This window comes from Brevibacillus massiliensis (genome assembly GCF_000311785.1).
Lineage (GTDB): Bacteria > Bacillota > Bacilli > Brevibacillales > Brevibacillaceae > Brevibacillus_C > Brevibacillus_C massiliensis.
This window is the reverse complement of record NZ_HE978535.1, coordinates 733,803-751,280: the sequence shown is the minus strand read 5'-3', so window position 1 is coordinate 751,280 and position 17,478 is coordinate 733,803. Positions and strand designations below refer to the sequence as shown.

At 54.5% G+C, this 17,478-nt stretch carries 20 protein-coding genes; 19 read left to right on the top strand and 1 reads right to left on the bottom strand.

The window, feature by feature from the left end:
- Nucleotide 1 precedes the first annotated feature (1 nt).
- The 7 genes from HGBM_RS03740 (at nt 2) to HGBM_RS31545 (ending at nt 6,313) form a co-directional block, all read left to right on the top strand.
- Complete coding sequence (locus tag HGBM_RS03740; protein ID WP_019119753.1) at nt 2-976, top strand: aldo/keto reductase; 975 nt, start codon at nt 2-4, stop codon at nt 974-976.
- A 142-nt stretch (nt 977-1,118) separates the two neighbouring features.
- Nucleotides 1,119-1,769 carry a GntR family transcriptional regulator gene (locus HGBM_RS03735; protein ID WP_019119752.1) on the top strand — a complete coding sequence of 217 codons (651 nt, stop codon included), beginning with the start codon at nt 1,119-1,121 and terminating at the stop codon, nt 1,767-1,769.
- Nucleotides 1,770-1,875: 106 nt separating this feature from the next.
- A complete protein-coding gene (locus tag HGBM_RS03730) occupies nt 1,876-2,262 on the top strand; it encodes a DoxX family protein (RefSeq protein WP_019119751.1) in 387 nt (128 codons plus the stop codon).
- Nucleotides 2,263-2,416: 154 nt separating this feature from the next.
- Nucleotides 2,417-3,469, top strand: coding sequence for a threonine aldolase family protein (locus tag HGBM_RS03725; protein ID WP_019119750.1), 1,053 nt, complete (start codon nt 2,417-2,419; stop codon nt 3,467-3,469).
- 48 nt (nt 3,470-3,517) lie between these two features.
- Entirely contained in the window at nt 3,518-3,727 is a 210-nt protein-coding gene (locus HGBM_RS03720) for a GNAT family N-acetyltransferase (protein WP_019119749.1), read from the top strand.
- Between the two features lie 206 nt (nt 3,728-3,933).
- On the top strand, nt 3,934-6,012 hold the full coding sequence (locus HGBM_RS03715; protein ID WP_051029597.1) for a sensor domain-containing protein: 2,079 nt from the start codon (nt 3,934-3,936) through the stop codon (nt 6,010-6,012).
- 64 nt (nt 6,013-6,076) lie between these two features.
- Nucleotides 6,077-6,313, top strand: a complete 237-nt coding sequence (locus HGBM_RS31545) for a DUF3892 domain-containing protein (RefSeq protein WP_019119747.1) — start codon at nt 6,077-6,079, stop codon at nt 6,311-6,313.
- Nucleotides 6,314-6,406: 93 nt separating this feature from the next.
- Here the strand turns inward: HGBM_RS31545 and HGBM_RS03705 are convergent, their stop codons facing one another.
- Nucleotides 6,407-7,090 carry a response regulator transcription factor gene (locus tag HGBM_RS03705; protein WP_019119746.1) on the bottom strand — a complete coding sequence of 228 codons (684 nt, stop codon included), beginning with the start codon at nt 7,088-7,090 and terminating at the stop codon, nt 6,407-6,409.
- A 190-nt stretch (nt 7,091-7,280) separates the two neighbouring features.
- Here HGBM_RS03705 and HGBM_RS03700 point away from each other — a divergent pair, with 190 nt between their 5' ends.
- The 12 genes from HGBM_RS03700 (at nt 7,281) to HGBM_RS03645 (ending at nt 17,465) form a co-directional block, all read left to right on the top strand.
- Nucleotides 7,281-8,144, top strand: coding sequence for a R2-like ligand-binding oxidase (locus HGBM_RS03700; RefSeq protein ID WP_035286392.1), 864 nt, complete (start codon nt 7,281-7,283; stop codon nt 8,142-8,144).
- Between the two features lie 174 nt (nt 8,145-8,318).
- Nucleotides 8,319-9,305: a lipoate--protein ligase gene (gene lplA / locus HGBM_RS03695; RefSeq protein WP_019119744.1), complete on the top strand. Its 987-nt coding sequence runs from the start codon at nt 8,319-8,321 to the stop codon at nt 9,303-9,305.
- Nucleotides 9,306-9,392: 87 nt separating this feature from the next.
- The gene (locus tag HGBM_RS03690; protein ID WP_019119743.1) at nt 9,393-9,707 is read left to right on the top strand and encodes a metal-sulfur cluster assembly factor; all 315 of its coding nucleotides are present in this window, start codon (nt 9,393-9,395) and stop codon (nt 9,705-9,707) included.
- A gap of 206 nt (nt 9,708-9,913) precedes the next feature.
- On the top strand, nt 9,914-10,630 hold the full coding sequence (locus HGBM_RS03685; RefSeq protein WP_019119742.1) for a GntR family transcriptional regulator: 717 nt from the start codon (nt 9,914-9,916) through the stop codon (nt 10,628-10,630).
- An 88-nt stretch (nt 10,631-10,718) separates the two neighbouring features.
- Nucleotides 10,719-11,795 (top strand): ABC transporter substrate-binding protein, encoded by a 1,077-nt coding sequence (locus HGBM_RS03680; RefSeq protein WP_019119741.1) that lies wholly within the window; start codon nt 10,719-10,721, stop codon nt 11,793-11,795.
- A 14-nt stretch (nt 11,796-11,809) separates the two neighbouring features.
- The gene (locus HGBM_RS03675; RefSeq protein ID WP_019119740.1) at nt 11,810-12,886 is read left to right on the top strand and encodes an ABC transporter ATP-binding protein; all 1,077 of its coding nucleotides are present in this window, start codon (nt 11,810-11,812) and stop codon (nt 12,884-12,886) included.
- Nucleotides 12,887-12,889: 3 nt separating this feature from the next.
- Nucleotides 12,890-13,795: an ABC transporter permease gene (locus HGBM_RS03670; RefSeq protein ID WP_019119739.1), complete on the top strand. Its 906-nt coding sequence runs from the start codon at nt 12,890-12,892 to the stop codon at nt 13,793-13,795.
- Nucleotides 13,792-14,604 (top strand): ABC transporter permease, encoded by an 813-nt coding sequence (locus HGBM_RS03665; protein WP_019119738.1) that lies wholly within the window; start codon nt 13,792-13,794, stop codon nt 14,602-14,604. Before HGBM_RS03670 ends, HGBM_RS03665 begins: the two co-directional genes overlap by 4 nt.
- 1 nt (nt 14,605) lies before the next feature.
- Nucleotides 14,606-14,932, top strand: coding sequence for a (2Fe-2S)-binding protein (locus HGBM_RS03660; RefSeq protein WP_019119737.1), 327 nt, complete (start codon nt 14,606-14,608; stop codon nt 14,930-14,932).
- Nucleotides 14,922-16,043, top strand: a complete 1,122-nt coding sequence (locus HGBM_RS26545; protein WP_019119736.1) for an NAD(P)/FAD-dependent oxidoreductase — start codon at nt 14,922-14,924, stop codon at nt 16,041-16,043. The genes HGBM_RS03660 and HGBM_RS26545 overlap by 11 nt, the downstream gene beginning before the upstream one ends.
- 5 nt (nt 16,044-16,048) lie before the next feature.
- Nucleotides 16,049-16,402 carry a (2Fe-2S)-binding protein gene (locus HGBM_RS26540; protein WP_019119735.1) on the top strand — a complete coding sequence of 118 codons (354 nt, stop codon included), beginning with the start codon at nt 16,049-16,051 and terminating at the stop codon, nt 16,400-16,402.
- Nucleotides 16,392-17,465: an NAD(P)/FAD-dependent oxidoreductase gene (locus tag HGBM_RS03645; RefSeq protein WP_019119734.1), complete on the top strand. Its 1,074-nt coding sequence runs from the start codon at nt 16,392-16,394 to the stop codon at nt 17,463-17,465. The genes HGBM_RS26540 and HGBM_RS03645 overlap by 11 nt, the downstream gene beginning before the upstream one ends.
- Nucleotides 17,466-17,478: the final 13 nt, after the last annotated feature.

The following is a 17,478-nucleotide window of genomic DNA, read 5'->3' as shown; positions in this document are numbered from 1 at the left end:
CGTGAAATATCGGACCGTTGGCAAGACAGGCATTCAAGTCTCCCAGCTATGTTTTGGGACCATGTCTTTTGGCAAGGATGCCGACAAAGAGACGGCAAAAGCCATGTTTACCCGCTGCCGTGAAGCGGGGATCAACTTTTTTGACACGGCGAATTCCTACAGCAAAGGCCGGGCGGAGGAAATACTGGGTGAATGCATCAGGGACTGCCGGGATGAAATCGTGCTGACGACAAAAGTGTACAATCCGATGGGAACAGACGTGAACGCGCGCGGCCTTTCTCGCAGGCACATCATGCTTGAGGTTGAAAACAGCTTGAGAAGACTGAAAACGGATCGGATCGATTTTTACTTTGTTCATCATTTCGATCAGCTGACCCCGATGGAGGAAACCCTACGCGCATTGGACGATTTGCAATTCCAAGGCAAGATCCTGTACCCGGGCGCAAGCAACTGGGCAGCCTGGCAAATCGCCAAAGCGCTTGGAATTGCCGCAAAAGAACAGTTGGCCCGGTTTGAGATCATTCAACCCATGTACAATTTGGTGAAGCGTCAAGCCGAAGTGGAAATTCTTCCGCTCGCGCAGTCTGAGGAATTGGGCGTCATCACGTACAGCCCGCTCGGCGGCGGCCTTTTATCAGGAAAATACGGAACCAATCTAAGGCCGGTTCAGGGACGGCTGGTAGAACAAAAGCAGTATGCGGACCGCTATGCCGACCGGGTGAACTACGAAGTGGCAGACCGCTTTAATGCCTATTGCAAGGAAAGAGGGGTTCATCCCGCTGCGCTGGCTGTCGCCTGGGCCATGTCACACCCGAGTGTTACCGCAGCGATCATTGGGGCGAGAAATCCGGAGCAGCTTGAATGTTCGCTGCAGGCGCTTGAACTTCACATGACGCAGGAGATGCGCAGCGAAATATCGGCATTGTCAATCACTCCTGCACCAGCGACAGACCGTTCAGAAGAAACTCTTCGCTAAGCATTTCGACCAAGAGGAGAGGCGGGGATGGAAAATTCGGTTTGGAATCACCCGGAAATATACAAGATAAACGGCAATGTTGTATAGTAGAAAGGGGTTTCTAACTGAGTGATGAGTAAAGAACAAAAGGAGAAAATATGGAATGAAGAAAAAAGCGGTAAAAACGGCTCCCATGTTTATAGCGGAAGAGCTAGCTACGCGCATAGCAAAAGGCATCCTTCATCCCAAAGAGCATTTGATAGAAACCGTGATTGCCGAAGAGTTTCACACCAGCAGAGCACCAGTTCGGGAAGCCTTGCTGATGTTGGAAAAAGACAGGCTCGTGACCCGCATCCCCCATCACGGGTTTGTGGTGAAGAAATTCTCGAGAGAAGAGATCCACCAATTATACGATGCGGTATACCGCCTCGAAGAAATAGCGATGGTGAAAGCGATCCAGCATGTGAACGAGGAGCAGATCCAGCGGCTTGATGCCATTCTGGAAAAGCAAGCGGAAGCCATCGAAAAGCAGGATATCGTTGGGTACTACGAGTTGAATGAAGAGTTTCACTATACGATTTTTTCGATAGCACAAAATGAGATTTTGACCGAAATGTACCAATCCCTGCGCAGATCGGCGCGCCCGCTGCGCATGTCGTCGATGGCGCATGGGAGCAATCTCTCGCTTTCCTATCAGGAACACCGGGAGCAAGTGGAAGCGTTAAGGCAGAGAAATAAAGAAGCTGCTATCGCCGCGATCCACAAGCAGGAGATCCGCTCGCTGAAAACGCTGGATATCCTCTACCCGGAATAACGGGTATAAGCTTCAGTGAACGGACGAAATGCCGGACAGAAGTTTAAACCTGCAAACATTCGTACATCCTTGTGATAGTTTCAGTATGTTCTTCAGGAGGATGTCAATGAAACGACGGGAAGATATCGGGTTATTGCTGCTGCGGGTGGTCTTGGGGTTAGTCTTTCTCGTTCACGGGTGGGCCAAATTCCAAGGCGGAATCGAAAAGACGGTCGGATTTTTCGCAACGCTCGGTCTGCCGGGATTTTTGGCCTATGTCGTCGCAGTGATCGAACTGGTTGGCGGATTACTGATGATTCTGGGTCTGGGCACGCGAGTGATCTCTGCCTTGTTTGCGCTTGTTATGCTGGGAGCGATCTTGACTGCCAAGCTGTCTGCCGGTTTTCTTGGCGGGTACGAGCTTGACTTCATGCTGTTGGCGGCTTCGGTCTGTCTGCTGCTGGCCGGGAGCACGATGTGGGCTTGCGATTCGCTCTTTCGACGTAAAAAGTAATAAATGGCAAGGAACATATGCCTGACGGCTGAACACCTCCCGCTGCACGGGAGGGACAGCCGTTTTTTCTTTGCCTGGAAACGGATCTAGAGTTTGGTATAATATTTCCATTGTGAGAGATGACCTAATAAGAAGGAGAAAAGGGGAGAGAGCCATGCGCAAGAGTTTTGCCAGCGACAATTACTCGGGCATTCATCCCGAAGTGCTGGAGTCGATCATTCGCGCCAATACCGGCCACGTGCCCTCGTACGGAAAAGATCCGTATTCCGAAGCGGCGATTTTGAAGTGCAAGGAACACTTTGGCGAGAACATTGAGGTTTTTTTTGTGTTTAACGGCACGGGGGCCAATGTTCTGGGACTGCAAGCCATCACCCGGCCGTACCAATCCATCATCTGTTCGGATCAAGCTCACCTCAACGTCGACGAGTGCGGAGCGCCCGAACGGTTTACCGGCTGCAAGCTGCTGACAGTACCGACTGCAGACGGAAAGATCACACCCGATCAGATCGAGCAGCACTTGATCGGCTTTGGCGACCAGCATCACAGCCAACCCAAAGTGGTTTCCCTCACACAGTCGACGGAATTCGGCACGGTATACCGGCCGGAGGAGATCAAAGCGATTGCGGATTTGGCCCATGAGCACGGACTGCTGCTGCATATGGACGGATCGCGCTTGGCAAACGCCGCTGCCTATTTGGGCGTCCCCTTGAAGGCGCTCACGGCCGATGTTGGCGTAGACGTTTTATCGTTTGGCGGAACGAAGAACGGATTGATGATCGGAGAAGCCGTGATCTTTTTCGATCCGGACCTGGCCCGCGATTTTATGTACATCCGCAAGCAGGGCATGCAGCTCGGTTCCAAGCTGCGCTTTATTGCCGCCCAGTTTGAGGCCTTGCTGTCCAACGACTTGTGGCTTCAAAACGCCCGCCATTCCAACCGGATGGCCTCACTCCTGGCGAGCAGGATCGAGAAGATTCCCGGCGTGCGCATCACGCAAAAAGTAGAGGCGAATGCCGTGTTTGCCGTAATTCCCCGGGAGTGTATCGCGACGCTTTCAGAGCGCTATTACTTCCACGTCTGGTCCGAGCGGGAATCGTTGGTGCGCTGGATGACTGCATTTGATACGACCGAGGATGAGATCGATCAATTTGCGGAGGATATAGCACAGGCACTCTCTTCACATCAACAGAGCCAGAACTGCATCTAGGGCAGACACCATGGGAGGACAACATGATTCGGGAAGCAAAACAGGAGGATGCCGTACATCATTTCACTGCTGCACTGTGCGATCGGTTCCATCGCCAATACGCTTGCCGGGACGCCAGACGAACGGGAAGCTGGGGAGGACGGGTACTATCTCGATTCACTTGCCGTTCACCAAGCGTATCGCGGGTGGGGATTTGGCAAGGGGCTCGTGCAGGCTTTTGAAGCGCAGATTTGCGCTATTATTTGTAAAAAAGCTTGAAAATCCCTGTTTTCTGGTAAATAATCGTGGAGGGGCTAGTTCCCCTGATCGAGTCATTGCAATCCCTGGATTCAGTATCGTCCATTGCATTCCAGGGATTATTTTCCTTTTCACTGCGTTGCACGGAAAAGAAAAAGCGGCTGATTTCGATAGAGTCGACAAGAGCAGACAGGTGATGAACGTTGGATTGGAATTCTCTTTTACTGATGCAGGATGAAACGCTAAGGAAAATCGTAAAAGAACTGCATGACATAAAATACGCCCTGGATCAGTCTTCAATCGTGGCCATCACGGACCAGCGCGGCAGCATTCTCTATGCCAATGAGCAATTTTGCAAAATTTCTCAATACGAACAGAGCGAATTAATCGGGCAGGATCATCGGATTTTAAATTCCGGCTATCATCCCGCCGAATTTTTCCGAAATATGTGGGCAACGATCGGCTCAGGCAGGATTTGGCGCGGAGAGGTGCGAAACCGGGCGAAGGATGGTTCGTTTTACTGGGTGGATACGACGATCATTCCGTTTCTAAACGACCAGGGAAAACCGTATCAGTACGTCTCGATACGGAATGATATCACCCAGCGCAAGCAGATGGAGGAAGAGATCAAGAAGAGTGAGGAAAAGTACCGTTTAATCACGGAAAATACCTCCGACTTGATCGCTGTGATTGACCGGGATGGAACCTATTCCTATCTGTCCCCCTCGCACCAAGCAGTCTTGGGGTATGAGCCTGCAGAGATGATGTCCGAAAAATTCCGGCAGTGGGTCTATGAAGCAGATCGGGCTGAGGTGGAGGAAGACATCCGCTCGGTGCTGGTCACGAAAAAAGCGTCCCAGGTGGAATTCCGCATTCCCACCAAAAACGGCAGCATCATCGACGTTGACGCCAAGATCAACCCGATTCTGGACCAGGCCGGAAATGTAAAAGACCTGGTGCTGGTAATGCGGGACATCACCGACCGGAAAAAGTCGGAACAGACGATTTACCATCTGGCCTACCACGATACGCTGACCGAACTGCCAAATCGAAGGTTGTTCATCGAACGGCTGCATAAAGAGATCAACCAGGCCAGGCGAATCAAGTCGGAGCTGGCCGTCATGTTTCTCGATATGGACCGCTTTAAAGACATCAACGACACCTGGGGTCACGATGTAGGGGACCTGATTCTGATCGAGGCAGCCAAGCGGCTGAAGGGATGCGTCCGCACGGGGGATGTAGTGGCCCGTTTGGGCGGGGATGAGTTTACTGTCCTTTTGACCAACATCTCCCGAAAGGAAGAGGTCTCTTCGGTGGCGGAGCGGGTGCTCGCCCATTTTCAAAAACCGCTGGAGTGGATGGGACATCAGTACAACCTCTCCTGCAGCATCGGGATTGCCATGTTTCCGGCTGATGCGGCAAACGCTGATGATTTGCTGAAACGGGCGGATACCGCTCTCTACGTGGTAAAGTCACGCGGCCGCAACGAATACGAATTTTTTACTCCGGCGATGGAAGCCAAGTCGCTGGAGCGCATCCTCCTGGAAAACGAACTGCGCAAAGCTATCGAGCAGGAGCAATTCCGGCTCCACTATCAACCGAAATTGGATTTGACGACAGGCGAGTTGATCGGGATGGAGGCTTTGGTCCGCTGGGTCCATCCGGAGCTGGGGCTGATCGCTCCGGGCAAGTTCATCCCGTTGGCCGAGGAATGCGGGCTGATCATCCAGCTGGGCGAATGGGTTTTGCGGCACGCCTGCGAACAAAACAAGGCTTGGCAGGACAAAGGATACCCTCCACTCAAAATCGCTGTCAACATGTCGGCACAGCAATTTCAGCAAAAGAATCTGCTGGAGATGATCCGCGGCATTCTCGATGAGACCCGGTTGGAACCGAAGTGGCTGGAATTGGAGATTACGGAGAGCATCTTTTTGCACTCGGAAAATGCCACCGCCATTCTGCAAAGCATAAGGGAGCTGGGGGTGCAGGTGTCGATCGACGACTTTGGGACGGGCTACAGTTCCTTCAGTTATATCAAGGACCTGCCGATCGACACGATCAAAATAGATGCTTCCTTCATCCGCGATCTGCACCACAACAAGGAGAGCCAGGCGATCGTCAAGGCCATCCTGACGATCGCCCAAAGCCTGAATCTCAACGTCGTCGCCGAAGGTGTCGAAACCGGTGATCAGCTCAACATCTTAAACGGGGATGGCTGTGCACAGGGACAGGGGTATTACTTCAGCCACCCCCTGGCCAGCCAGGAATTTGAAGAGTATCTGCGTGCAGCCTGCAAGCCGCATTGAGCATAGGTATTCTTTCCCTTTTGTTGGAAACCCTAAGGAAGGAACCGCAAAGGAGGGAATACGCGTGACAGACGAACAGAAACCCAGTGTCGTCGCCGTACGCAAAAATGGAGACGGCGACATCATCAAGCTGAAATTGTCTGACGGCAATGAGGTGGATTACCTCGTAGCGCAGCGTTTGGCCGAGCAAGGCATGATCGAAAACGTACAGGTGTTCAAGGGCAGGGATGGCGATATTCACCTACGCAGTATTCCGGATGGCGACCCGTCCAACAACCTGGACAACATGCCTTTGTTTTAAGCAGACAAAGATGGCAGCGGCAAATGGGCAAAACCGGTCTTCACATGAGCTGAGGGCCGGTTTTTTTGGCCATCTGGCTAAGTCTTTTCCCCCTCATTTGATGATCCCGGTCCGCAGCGCGATCGCTACGGCCTCCGTCCGGTTTTTCGCATTCATTTTTTGCAAGGCGGACTTGATATAATCGCGAACGGTATATTCGCTGATCCCCATGTGCCAAGCCATCTCCTTGAAGTACTCTCCCCAGGCCATCCGCTGCAGAACTTCGCGTTCACGATTGCTCAGTATCTGCCGGGGACGCTGTTCTTGCTCCATGAAGGCCTCTCCGATCATCTGGCCGTAAATGGTCAACGTCCGAAGCATCTGCGTCCCGATTGTGCCAGGTCCGGCGTAACGGCTCAAGGTGGCACAGCCGATCGTCAGCGCTCCGCTGCAGATCGGCACGACGAGGGGGTAGGAGAGTCCTTGTACATATTTGGCGGGAAAATGTCGGGCCAAACTGGTGGAGTCGATGAGATCTGCCCGTTTCGCCTGGATTGCGGCGTGCATCGGCGGGATCGTCCGGACGTCTTCCCGAATCTCCCGAATGCTGGAGATTCCACTCTCGCATGCCCGGATGATCCCTTCGCCTGTTTCGTTCAGGGCTGAATAGGTAAACAAAGCGGCCGCGCGAAAGTGAAAAAGATCAAGAAACCCGCGAACCGCAAGAACTTGTTTCGCTTCCTGCTGTTTCGTTTTGCAAATGCTCTCCCGATAGCGCAGCATCTTGGCAATCTCCATGGAACCAAAATCCCCCCTTCTTTTAGGGAATACAAGTCCGTCGGATCGGCACGCTACAATAAGAGGCAGAAGGCATGCCTTTTCCTTTCATATACTGTATGTTCCGTATCTGGGAAACATGGCGCCGATAAAGGGAGAACGTCGACCAGCAGGGAGTATCTTTTGGGGAGGGATTTTAGTGAGGAAGGAAATGATTACGACCGGCTGCCGGGGACTTCAGCAGGATCTGCTGCCGTACCAACTGTATCAGAAGGCCAAACGGTTTGGCACCTGGAACCCGCAGGATATCGACTTCAGCCAGGACCGGGATGACTGGGTGAGGATGACAGCGGAACAGAGAGATGAAACGCTGCGCAGAATGGCCGGCTTTCTCGGGGGAGAAGAAGCCGTCACGCTTGACTTGCTGCCGCTGATCATGGCGATTGCCAAACAAGGGCGAATCGAGGAAGAGATGTTTCTGACCACCTTTTTGTTTGAAGAGGCAAAACATACCGAGTTTTTCCGCCTTGTGCTCGATGCCATCGGGGAAAAAGGAGAGCTTGCGCAGTATCATGGGGACGCCTACAAAAAAGTGTTTTACGAAATTCTCCCCGAGGCCATGGAGCGGTTGATCACCGACCAATCGCCGGAGGCGATGGCGGAAGCGTCGACGATCTACAATATGTTCGTGGAAGGTGTGTTGGCGGAGACGGGCTATTACGCCTTTTACGAGGGGCTAAGCAAGGCGGGCGTCATGCCGGGATTGATGAAAGGGGTCGGCTACCTGAAAATGGATGAATCGCGCCACATCAGCTATGGCACGTTTTTACTTCAGCGGTTGATTTGCGAACACCCGCATCTGTTTGAGCTGATCGTCAAAAAGCTGGAGGAGCTGCTTCCGCTGGCGCGGGAGATGTACCGAGGATTGGAACCGAAGGAAAGCACGGCGTTTGGCGTCCGTTATGCCGACCTGCTCAGCTATTCCCAAAAGCAGTTCAACGTGCGGATTGAGGTACTCGCTCGGGCAAAGGGGCAAACGCTGGAAGAGTTGTACAAAAACACAAGCGGCGTCTGATGCGTAACCTGCGCAGGGAGACGACAAGAACGGAACGGCGGGGCCTGAACAGGCTCCGTTTCCGTATGCCCAGCGCCCCATGGAGCAAGGACGCTTCGAAGTGTCAAGCGACACCTGCTTGTCCTTGTCATTCTCCCCGCTTCTACTACAATAGAAGGAAGGGGGGAAAATCTGATGAAATTTATCGATAATCAAGGGATTACCGATCCGCGAATCAATCTGGCGATAGAGGAATACTGTCTGAAAAACCTGCCTGACGATGAGGACTACCTGCTGTTTTACATCAATGAACCTTCGATCATTATCGGCAAGAACCAGAATACGATGGAAGAGATCAATCTCGATTACGTAACGGAGCACAAGATCCACGTGGTCCGCCGCATGTCCGGCGGCGGTGCCGTCTACCACGACTTGGGCAACCTGAACTTCAGCTTTATCACCAAGGACGACGGCCAGTCGTTCCACAATTTTAAGAAGTTTACCGAACCTGTCGTACAAGCCCTGCATAAACTGGGAGTAAATGCCGAGCTTACCGGACGCAACGACATTCAGGTCGGCGAGCGGAAAATCTCCGGCAACGCACAATATTCAACCAAAGGGCGGATGTTCAGCCACGGAACGCTGCTGTTCGACTCCAACCTGGAGACGGTCGTGCAGACGCTGAAGGTGAACCCGCAAAAGATCCAATCAAAAGGGATCAAATCGATTCGCAGCCGCGTGGCCAACATCTCGGAATTCCTGACCGCGAAGCTCACCATTGAGCAGTTCAGGGAGGCGCTCCTCCGCTTTATTTTCAACGGGGAAGAAGTGGTCGAGTACCGGCTGACAGAGGAAGATTGGAAAAAGATTCACGAGCTGTCCAAAGCAAAATACCAGAACTGGGACTGGAATTTTGGAAAATCGCCCAAGAGCAATTTCCGCCAGACCAAGCGCTTTGATATCGGAACCGTGGAGGTCCAGCTGTCGATCGACAAGGGAAAAATCCAGCAAGCGAAGGTGTACGGCGACTTTTTTGGCGTAGAAGACGTAGCCGATCTGGAGCGGATGCTGGTCGGCGTGCCTTACGAAAAACAGGCCGTCTATCAGATTTTATCGGGTGTCGACCTTGGCAAGTACTTCGGCAAAATCGATGCCGAAGAGTTGACCGGACTGTTTTTCTAGCGTTTTCTGATGCATAAAAGGGCCTCGGTCAGGCAAACTACAGCAAAGATGCACCTTTTGCCAGCGACTATTCAGGAGGGCCTGCCGATGAATGTGGAAGAGAAAGTATGGGCTGCTTTGGAAGAAGTAATCGATCCTGAACTTGGCATCAACATCGTCGACCTGGGATTGGTTTATGACGTGGACGTCGATGAAAGTCGAAATGTCAGCGTCACCATGACGCTAACGACGCCTGGCTGTCCGCTGCACGGATTCATTTCCGACGAGGTAACGAAGAAGGTAAAGGGCATTCCCGAAGTGAACGAAGTGGAAGTCAATCTCGTCTGGGAGCCAGCCTGGACACCCGCCCGCATGAACGACAAGGCCAGGGAGGAATTTAGACAGCGCCAAGGCATGTTGTAAGTCATCAGCGAACCGGCCAGGCAGGCGGACAGCGGGCGGCAGCAACCGTGAAGGAGCTGCCGCTCCGTTTTTTCAGGGACACGGGTTGGAAGTTGGATCGGTCACTTGACAGAAATCAGCACAGGACATAAAATCAAAAGTAAATTCAGAATATTCGACGCGAAAGGATATATCTTTATAACAATATATACTTTGGAGAGTGAAGGATGAAACTGGACAAGAATTCGCCGATTCCGCTGTACCACCAGTTGAAGACGATCATCGAGGAAAAGATTGCCCTGGAAGAGTGGCTGCCGGGCTATCAGCTGCCGACGGAGAACGAGCTGGCTGAATCTCTGGAGGTAAGCCGGATTACCGTCAAGCGGGCCATTACCGACCTGGTGCACGCCGGCCTGCTGTACCGGCAGCAGGGGAGAGGGACGTTCGTCACCAGGAAGAGGGGAGAAGAAGATCTGTACAAAAGTGTCAGCCTCGCCAATGACGAAGCAAGCTATCCGCACAAAACCGTCAGCTTTTCCATTGAACCGGCAGGAGAGAGTATCGCCAAGGCGCTGGGGATTTCAAGCAGCGACCTCGTGGCCAAGATCAACCGGATCAAGCTGGTTGACGGGGAACCGGTCGTCATCGAATATTCGTACCTTCCCTGCGATGTCTGCCCGGATTTTACGCCGCAGCTGATCGAGAACGACTTGATCTACAACGTCCTGAAAAAACGCTACCAGGTTGTACTGGACCGGGCCAAGATTTATCTGGCCTCCTCTGTCGCGAACGAGTATGAAGCGTCCCTGTTGAAAATTCAGAAAGGGACATCTGTCATCGTGTTGGAGCGTACCACCTACACCCCGCAAAATCGCATCGTCGAATTTTCCAAGTTCATCGAGAGGCAGGACCGTGCGCGGTATTATTTGGAAGTCAAATTGTGATTCCAAAAAAGGCAGAAGAGGTAGGAATCACATTTTCACTTAAAAAGGTTATATCAATATATCTATATATGTAAGGAGGAAGAGATTCATGAAAAAGCGGATAGGATGGGGGCCGTTATTGCTGGCCGCACTGCTGGCAACAGGCTGCGGTGCAGGTGGACAACCGGCATCTTCCGGCGGTGGAGAGGGCGGCAGCACATTGGTCGTGGCGGCCTATGGCGGAAGCTACGAAAAGGCGATGAAAGAGTCGATCATCCCGCAGTTTGAACAAAAGTACAAGGCGAAAGTGACCTATGTCACGGGCAGCTCGATGGACACCTTGGCCAAGCTGCAGGCGCAGAAGGACAAGCCGCAAATCGATGTGGCCTTTATGGACGACGGCCCGCAGGCGCAGGCCAAATCGGTCGGCCTGCTGGCCCCCCTTGATCCGAATCAGGTGCCTGCGTTATCCGACGTCTACGACGTTGCCAAAGACAGCGATAACGTCGGTGTGGCTATCGGGTTGGACGCGACCGGACTGGCTTACAACACCAAGGTGTTCGCGGAAGAAGGCTGGGCGGCGCCCGCTTCATGGAACGATCTCGCCAGACCAGAGTTTGCAGGCAAGCTGGTGCTGCCCTCCATCGCCAATACCTACGGCGTTCACTTGTTGGTCATGCTGGCCAAGGCGAATGGGGGAAGCGAGTCCAATATTGAGCCCGGCTTTGCCAAGTTGAAAGAAATGGCTGCGAACGCCGTCACCTTTGACAAGACGGCTGACGTCTCCAATTATTTCATGCAAGGCGAAACGGTCACTTCTGCCTGGGGGACGGGACGTGTCTTTACGCTTCAGTCGAAGAATTTTCCCATTGATTTTGTCTATCCCAAAGAAGGAGCCGTGGCCTTAATGCCGACGGCCAATCTGGTAAAAAACGCTCCCCATCCTGTGTTGGCACAAGCGTTCATCAATTTTATGCTGAGTGTGGAAGCGCAGGAAGCGCTAAGCAAATCCACCTTCTCCGGACCGGTCAACAAGCAGGTGAAGCTGCCGGAAGATGTGGCAGCCAAGGTGGTCTACGGTGAAGAGACGGTCGGCAAACTGGTGAGGATGGACTGGAAAACGATCAACGAAAACCGTGCCGCGTGGACGGAGCGGGCCAACAAGGAAATCGAGATCGCTCACTAGGAAGGGGGAGGCATGTGAGTTACCTGCGGCTGCATAATATAGTCAAAACATTTGGTCAAAGCAAAATCGTCAAACACCTGTCGCTGGACATCGAAAAGGGAGAGTTCATTTCGTTTCTCGGGCCGTCCGGCTGCGGCAAGACGACCACGCTCAACATGATCGCAGGATTTTTGGCATTGGATGAGGGAGCGATTGAAGTAGAGGGGAAGCCGGTACATAACCTTCCCCCCCACAAGCGGAGCATGGGCATGGTTTTTCAAAACTACGCGCTGTTTCCCCACATGACTGTCTACGACAACGTCGCTTACGGACTGAAGCTGCGCAAGGTCCCTCGGGATCAGATCCGGCAGCGGGTGCAGTCGGCACTTGAAATGACGCGGCTGGAAGCCTTGCGGGACCGCTTTCCCAAGCAGCTCTCCGGCGGTCAGCAGCAGCGTGTGGCGATTTCCCGTGCGCTGGTGATCGAGCCGACCGTCCTGCTCCTGGACGAACCGCTCAGCAATCTGGACGCCCGGCTGCGGCAGGAGATGCGCGAGGAGATTTCACTCATCCAGAAGCAGGTGGGGATTACCACCATTTTCGTCACCCACGACCAGGAAGAAGCCCTGTCCATTTCAGACCGGATCGCGGTGATGAACGAGGGAAGGATCGAGCAGGTGGATACGCCGGAGAAGATCTACAACCAGCCGAAGACATCTTTTGTCGCCAGCTTCATCGGCGAAGTGAACAGGCTGTCAGGGGAGATCGTCTGTACCACGGAGCAGGAGTGTACCGTACATGTATACGGCAACACCCTGCAGCTCCCTCTGCCGCCCGATCCCGCCGGCAAGGGGCCCGCGACCTTTTACATCCGTCCGGAGAGGATGCGCATCTCCCGCGTGAAGCCGGACGCGTATCCAGCCGTTGCGGCCACGCTGGCGAGGAAGGTGTTTCTCGGAGCCAAGACGCGGTACGTCCTGCAGGTCAGAGATCAGCAGATCGTGGCGGAGGCGTCAGATTCTCCATTCGGGATAAGCGACTTGCTGATAGACGAACAGGTATATGTGTACTGGGAGCCAAAGGATTTGTTGTTGACGGGAAGCGGGGTGTAGCGCATGCAACCTGCAATTGCCGAAAGCACTCCGCTGCCCAATCGGAAAAAAACGCGGCGGAATTGGGACGTTTGGCTGCTGCTGCTGCCCTGCTTGCTGATCTTTATCGCCTCCTTCCTGATTCCGCTGCTCTATCTGTTCATCGGCAGTTTTCATCCGTTCGACTCCACATCCGGCATGGGCGAGGGCTGGACCTTGGAGAACTACGGGAAGTTCCTCTTTGATCCCTTTTATTTAGGCGTCTTGTGGAACACGATCAGAATTGGTCTGGTCACGACGATCGCCGCGCTTGTAACCGGGTATCCGGACGCATACCACCTCGTCCAGACCTCGGGCCGAACGCGCAACCTTCTAACGCTCTTGCTGCTCTCGCCGCTCTTGATCAGCATGGTGATTCGCTGCTACGGCTGGGTGATCCTGCTGGCCAACAACGGGGTGATCAACAATGCTCTCCTGTCGCTTGGGTGGATCGAAAAACCGCTGAAATTGCTGTATTCCGAACTCGGAGTGGAGATCGGGATGGTCCACGTCCTGTTTCCGTACATGGTGCTGGGCATCGTCGGGTCGCTGGAACGAATCGATCCCTCGGTTTTGCGGGCGTCGCAAAACCTCGGGGCGGGTCCGGTTCGGACGTTCTTTTCGGTCACGCTGCCGCTCAGCTTGCCGGGCGTTTTCGCTGGTTCTGTGATGGTATTCAGCCTGGCGTCCAGCTCGTTTGTGACCCCTGCCATTCTCGGCGGACCGCAAGTGAAAGTGATGTCTTACCTGACGTACGAGCAGGTCGTCGTGCTGCTTAATTGGCCGTACGGCGGGGCGATCGGCTTCGTCTTGATCCTGATGACGACGCTGATCCTGCTCATCTACAGCCGCCTGCTCAACCAATCGAAAACAGGGGTGGCGATACAATGAACCGGACATTCTCCAAGTGGGCACTGCGAGGGTACGTCAGCTTGATCTATCTTTTTTTGCTGGCTCCGGTAGTCGTGATCCTGCTTTCTTCCCTGACGGAGACGGAATATGTCACCTTCCCGCCCAAGGGAATCACGCTGCGTTGGTATGCCGAGTTGTTAAACCACCCGGAATTCATTCAATCGTTTGGTTTGAGTTTTGGCGTCGCGGTCGGAACCGCCTTGATCGCAACCGCGCTGGGAACGCTGGCATCACTCGCATTGGTCCGTCATGACTTTCGCGGGAAAGCGGTCGTGACGCAATTTTTCGGGTCGCCCATGCTGATTCCGTCCGTCGTCTTCGGGATTGCCCTGCTGCAGTATTTTTCCTGGATGGGACTTGCGGCAAGTCCGTTGGCGCTCATCCTGGGCCACATCATCCTGACCGTTCCGTACGTCATCAGGCTGGTGATGGCCAGCCTTGTCGGGTGCAACCGAACGATCGAACAAGCGGCGATGAATTTGGGAGCAACCCCTTTGCAGGTGTTCTTTCATATCACACTGCCGGTGATCAAATCAGGGATCATCGCTGGCGCGGTGTTTGCGTTTATCACGTCGTTTGACGATTTGACGGTGGCCTTGTTCATCGTCAGTACGGATGTGGTGACGCTGCCGGTGCGGATATTTACCTACATCCAGTACCAGTACGACCCGATTATCACGTCTGTTTCCAGCATCATGATCTTTATCACCATCCTGCTGATGATCGTCATCGAAAGGATTTTTGGGGTAGGCCGGCTCTACGCCATGAAAAATGCGGAGGAGGAGTGACATGGAGATTCTGCATCATCCGGTGCTCGGTGAACTGCCAGACGCAGAAAGGATTACGATTGACTTTGAGGGGCGAAAAATAGAGGCCCGGCCTGGCCAGACGGTCGCTTTTGCCTTGATGGCAAACGGAATTGTCGCGCTGGGGCGAAGCCGTAAATTGCGGCAGGCCAGGGGAGTGTATTGCGCTTCGGGGAGATGCTGCAGTTGTTTTATGACCATTGACGGACGTGAACACGTCCGGGCCTGTGTCACCCGGGTGCGGGCGGGCATGCGGATCCGGCAAAACACAGGAGATCCACAGGTGGGGAGAGATCTTGATGAAGACTGACGTACTCGTGATTGGCGGCGGGCCGGCAGGATTGCTGGCGGCATATGAGGCAGCCGCAAGCGGCAGGCAGGTGACGATTGTCGAGGAATCGTGGTCGCTTGGCGGTCAACTGCGCCAGCAGACGCAGGTGCTGGAGCAGTTACCCGCCCCCTACACCGGAGCGAGGGGCTTTGTCCTGGCCGAGCGGCTGCTTCAGCAGCTTGAGCCGCTTTCTGTAGATGTCCTGCTCGAACACGCGATGATCGGCCGCTTTGCCGACGGCAGCATCGGCATCAGCAACGAGCAGCAGGTGCACAGGGTTGCCGCCTCCAGCGTGATCGTCGCGACGGGCGCCGCCGAAACGCCGGTCGCTTTTCCCGGTTGGACCCTTCCGGGGGTGATGACGCCAGGGGCCGTGCAAATCGCCATCAATCGCGAACGGGTGCTCCCCGGGAAGAAGGCCCTGATGGTCGGTTCCAGCGACTTCGCGATTGAAGTCGTTCGGCAAATGCGCGAGGTCGGCATCGACGTGCTGGCTGTCGTGGAGCAAAGCGGGGCGATTCAGGCCAGGCGGAAGGAAAATCGGCAGTACGCGGCTGAACATGTCCCCTTGCTGCTCGGGACTGAGCTCTGCGAAGCAAAAGGAACAGGGAGGGTGGAGCAGGCCTTCGTCCGGAAGAGCGGCTCGGATCAGCCGATTCTCTACGAAGTGGATCTCATCTGTACCGATGGCGGACGCCACCCGATTCTGGAGCCGTTCTCGATCCTCGATTGCAAGCTCGCTTACCGGCAGCAGTTGGGCGGATGGCTTCCCGTGTACAATCGGGACCTGCAGACCTCTGTCGAAGGGATATTTGTCGCCGGGAACGCGGCCGGCGTCAGCAGCCAGGTAGCCTGCTTGCTGACGGGAAAAATCGCCGGAATTTCCGCAGCCGCCCACGTAAGCTCGTCCAGTCGGCAGGAGCAAACGCTGCGCAAACAGGAACTGTGGCTAGAGCTGCATCGTATCGAGAACGAGTGTGATCCGTCGCTTTGGGCAGAGAGAGTGAATCATTTGTCCCAGGGGTCGAACTTGAGCTTGTCCCGCGATCCGAGCGAGTGGCTGCACCTACTGGGGAATGGGAGGGAGTAGAGTACATGGACACATCGACGATTCTTTGCCGCTGCGAAGAGATCACAGCCGAGGAAATCCAGCTGGCACTGCAGCAGGGGGCGGAAAGCTTTGATGACGTAAAGCGATTGACCCGCTGCGGAATGGGCCAGTGTCAGGCGAAAATCTGCCGCATTCCGGTCTCGCAGTACATCGCTGACTGCAGAACGATTCATGTCTCAACCGTGCCGCTGCCCCGCCTGAGAATGCCGCTGCGCCCCATTCCGATCGGAGTCTTGGCGGCGCGAATGGACAGCGCGCTTGCGGAAAATGCCCTGTTGGCAGAAGCGGAGCAGCACCAGGGAAGCAAGGCCGAAGGAGGGGAAGCAGGTGAGAAGTGAATACGAGACGATCATCGTCGGCGGCGGCGTGATCGGCAACAGCATCGCTTGCCACCTGGCGGAAAAGCGGCAGGAAGGCATCCTGCTGATCGAACAGAAATATCCCTTGACCGGAACTTCGGGTTCGACACAGGCATGGGTCTGGGTCCATACCAAGACGCCAGCGTATTACGGGGAATTCAGCATGTACAGCTCGGAGCTGTACCCCTATCTGGAGCGAAGGATCGGCGATGTGGAATTTCATCGCACCGGAGGGCTGGCCCCGTTTTTCAGCGAGGCGGAGCGCGAGCGGGCAAAGCGGCTGGCCGAAAGCCAGGCGGAAGTGGGAATCGAGATCCAGGTGTTGACCCGTGATGAGGTATTGGCGATGGAACCCGCTCTCTCACCAGAGGTGGCCGGGGCCACCTTCAGCCGGATTGACGGCAACGTAAACCCGCTGCGGCTGGTGGAGATGTACATGCGCACAGCCAAAAAGCACGGCGTGGAGTACCTGTACTACAACCGTGTGACCAATCTGGAAAAACGGCAAGGCTCTTTTGTCGTCCAATCAAAAAAGGGGAGGTTCACAGCGAAAAACCTGATCCTCTGTGCCGGTGTCTGGTCGCGGGAAGTGGGGAAGATGCTCGGCGTAAACATCCCGATCGATCCGGTCCGGGGACAAATTCTCATCACGGAGCCGCTCGCCCCGCTGTTAAACCATACGATCAGCAGCATGAGGCAGACGCTCAACGGCGAGGTGTTGATCGGTTACTCTCACGAACGGGCGGGGTTTGACCGCAGCAGCACGCTTGACATCATGCAGAATACGGCAAGCATGGCCGCGCGATACGTGCCTGCCCTGGCCAGAGCCCATGTCGTTCGCTGTTTTTCCGGCATCCGGGCCATGCCGGAGGATGAACTGCCGATTCTCGGCAAGGTTCCGGGGGTGGAGCATTTGTACGTGGCCGCCATGCACAGCGGCATTACGCTTTCTCCCTTGGTGGGGACGCTGATGACAGAATTGATCACGGAGGGAGACACGTCCATCCCGATTGATCGATACAGTATCGCCAGATTTGCCTGAAGCCAAAGAAAAT

Bases quoted from the DNA above. Each gene is read 5' to 3' on its own strand.
- HGBM_RS26545 (WP_019119736.1), top strand. From the start codon at position 14,922: ATGAAGACTGACGTACTCGTGATTGGCGGCGGGCCGGCAGGATTGCTG.
- HGBM_RS03680 (WP_019119741.1), top strand. From the start codon at position 10,719: ATGAAAAAGCGGATAGGATGGGGGCCGTTATTGCTGGCCGCACTGCTG.
- HGBM_RS03730 (WP_019119751.1), top strand. From the start codon at position 1,876: ATGAAACGACGGGAAGATATCGGGTTATTGCTGCTGCGGGTGGTCTTG.
- HGBM_RS03705 (WP_019119746.1), bottom strand. From the start codon at position 7,090: ATGGAGATTGCCAAGATGCTGCGCTATCGGGAGAGCATTTGCAAAACG.
- HGBM_RS03720 (WP_019119749.1), top strand. From the start codon at position 3,518: ATGCCGTACATCATTTCACTGCTGCACTGTGCGATCGGTTCCATCGCC.
- HGBM_RS03725 (WP_019119750.1), top strand. From the start codon at position 2,417: ATGCGCAAGAGTTTTGCCAGCGACAATTACTCGGGCATTCATCCCGAA.
- HGBM_RS03665 (WP_019119738.1), top strand. From the start codon at position 13,792: ATGAACCGGACATTCTCCAAGTGGGCACTGCGAGGGTACGTCAGCTTG.
- lplA (WP_019119744.1), top strand. From the start codon at position 8,319: ATGAAATTTATCGATAATCAAGGGATTACCGATCCGCGAATCAATCTG.
- HGBM_RS26540 (WP_019119735.1), top strand. From the start codon at position 16,049: ATGGACACATCGACGATTCTTTGCCGCTGCGAAGAGATCACAGCCGAG.
- HGBM_RS03685 (WP_019119742.1), top strand. From the start codon at position 9,914: ATGAAACTGGACAAGAATTCGCCGATTCCGCTGTACCACCAGTTGAAG.
- HGBM_RS03700 (WP_035286392.1), top strand. From the start codon at position 7,281: ATGATTACGACCGGCTGCCGGGGACTTCAGCAGGATCTGCTGCCGTAC.
- HGBM_RS03670 (WP_019119739.1), top strand. From the start codon at position 12,890: ATGCAACCTGCAATTGCCGAAAGCACTCCGCTGCCCAATCGGAAAAAA.
- HGBM_RS03660 (WP_019119737.1), top strand. From the start codon at position 14,606: ATGGAGATTCTGCATCATCCGGTGCTCGGTGAACTGCCAGACGCAGAA.
- HGBM_RS03735 (WP_019119752.1), top strand. From the start codon at position 1,119: ATGAAGAAAAAAGCGGTAAAAACGGCTCCCATGTTTATAGCGGAAGAG.
- HGBM_RS03715 (WP_051029597.1), top strand. From the start codon at position 3,934: ATGCAGGATGAAACGCTAAGGAAAATCGTAAAAGAACTGCATGACATA.
- HGBM_RS03690 (WP_019119743.1), top strand. From the start codon at position 9,393: ATGAATGTGGAAGAGAAAGTATGGGCTGCTTTGGAAGAAGTAATCGAT.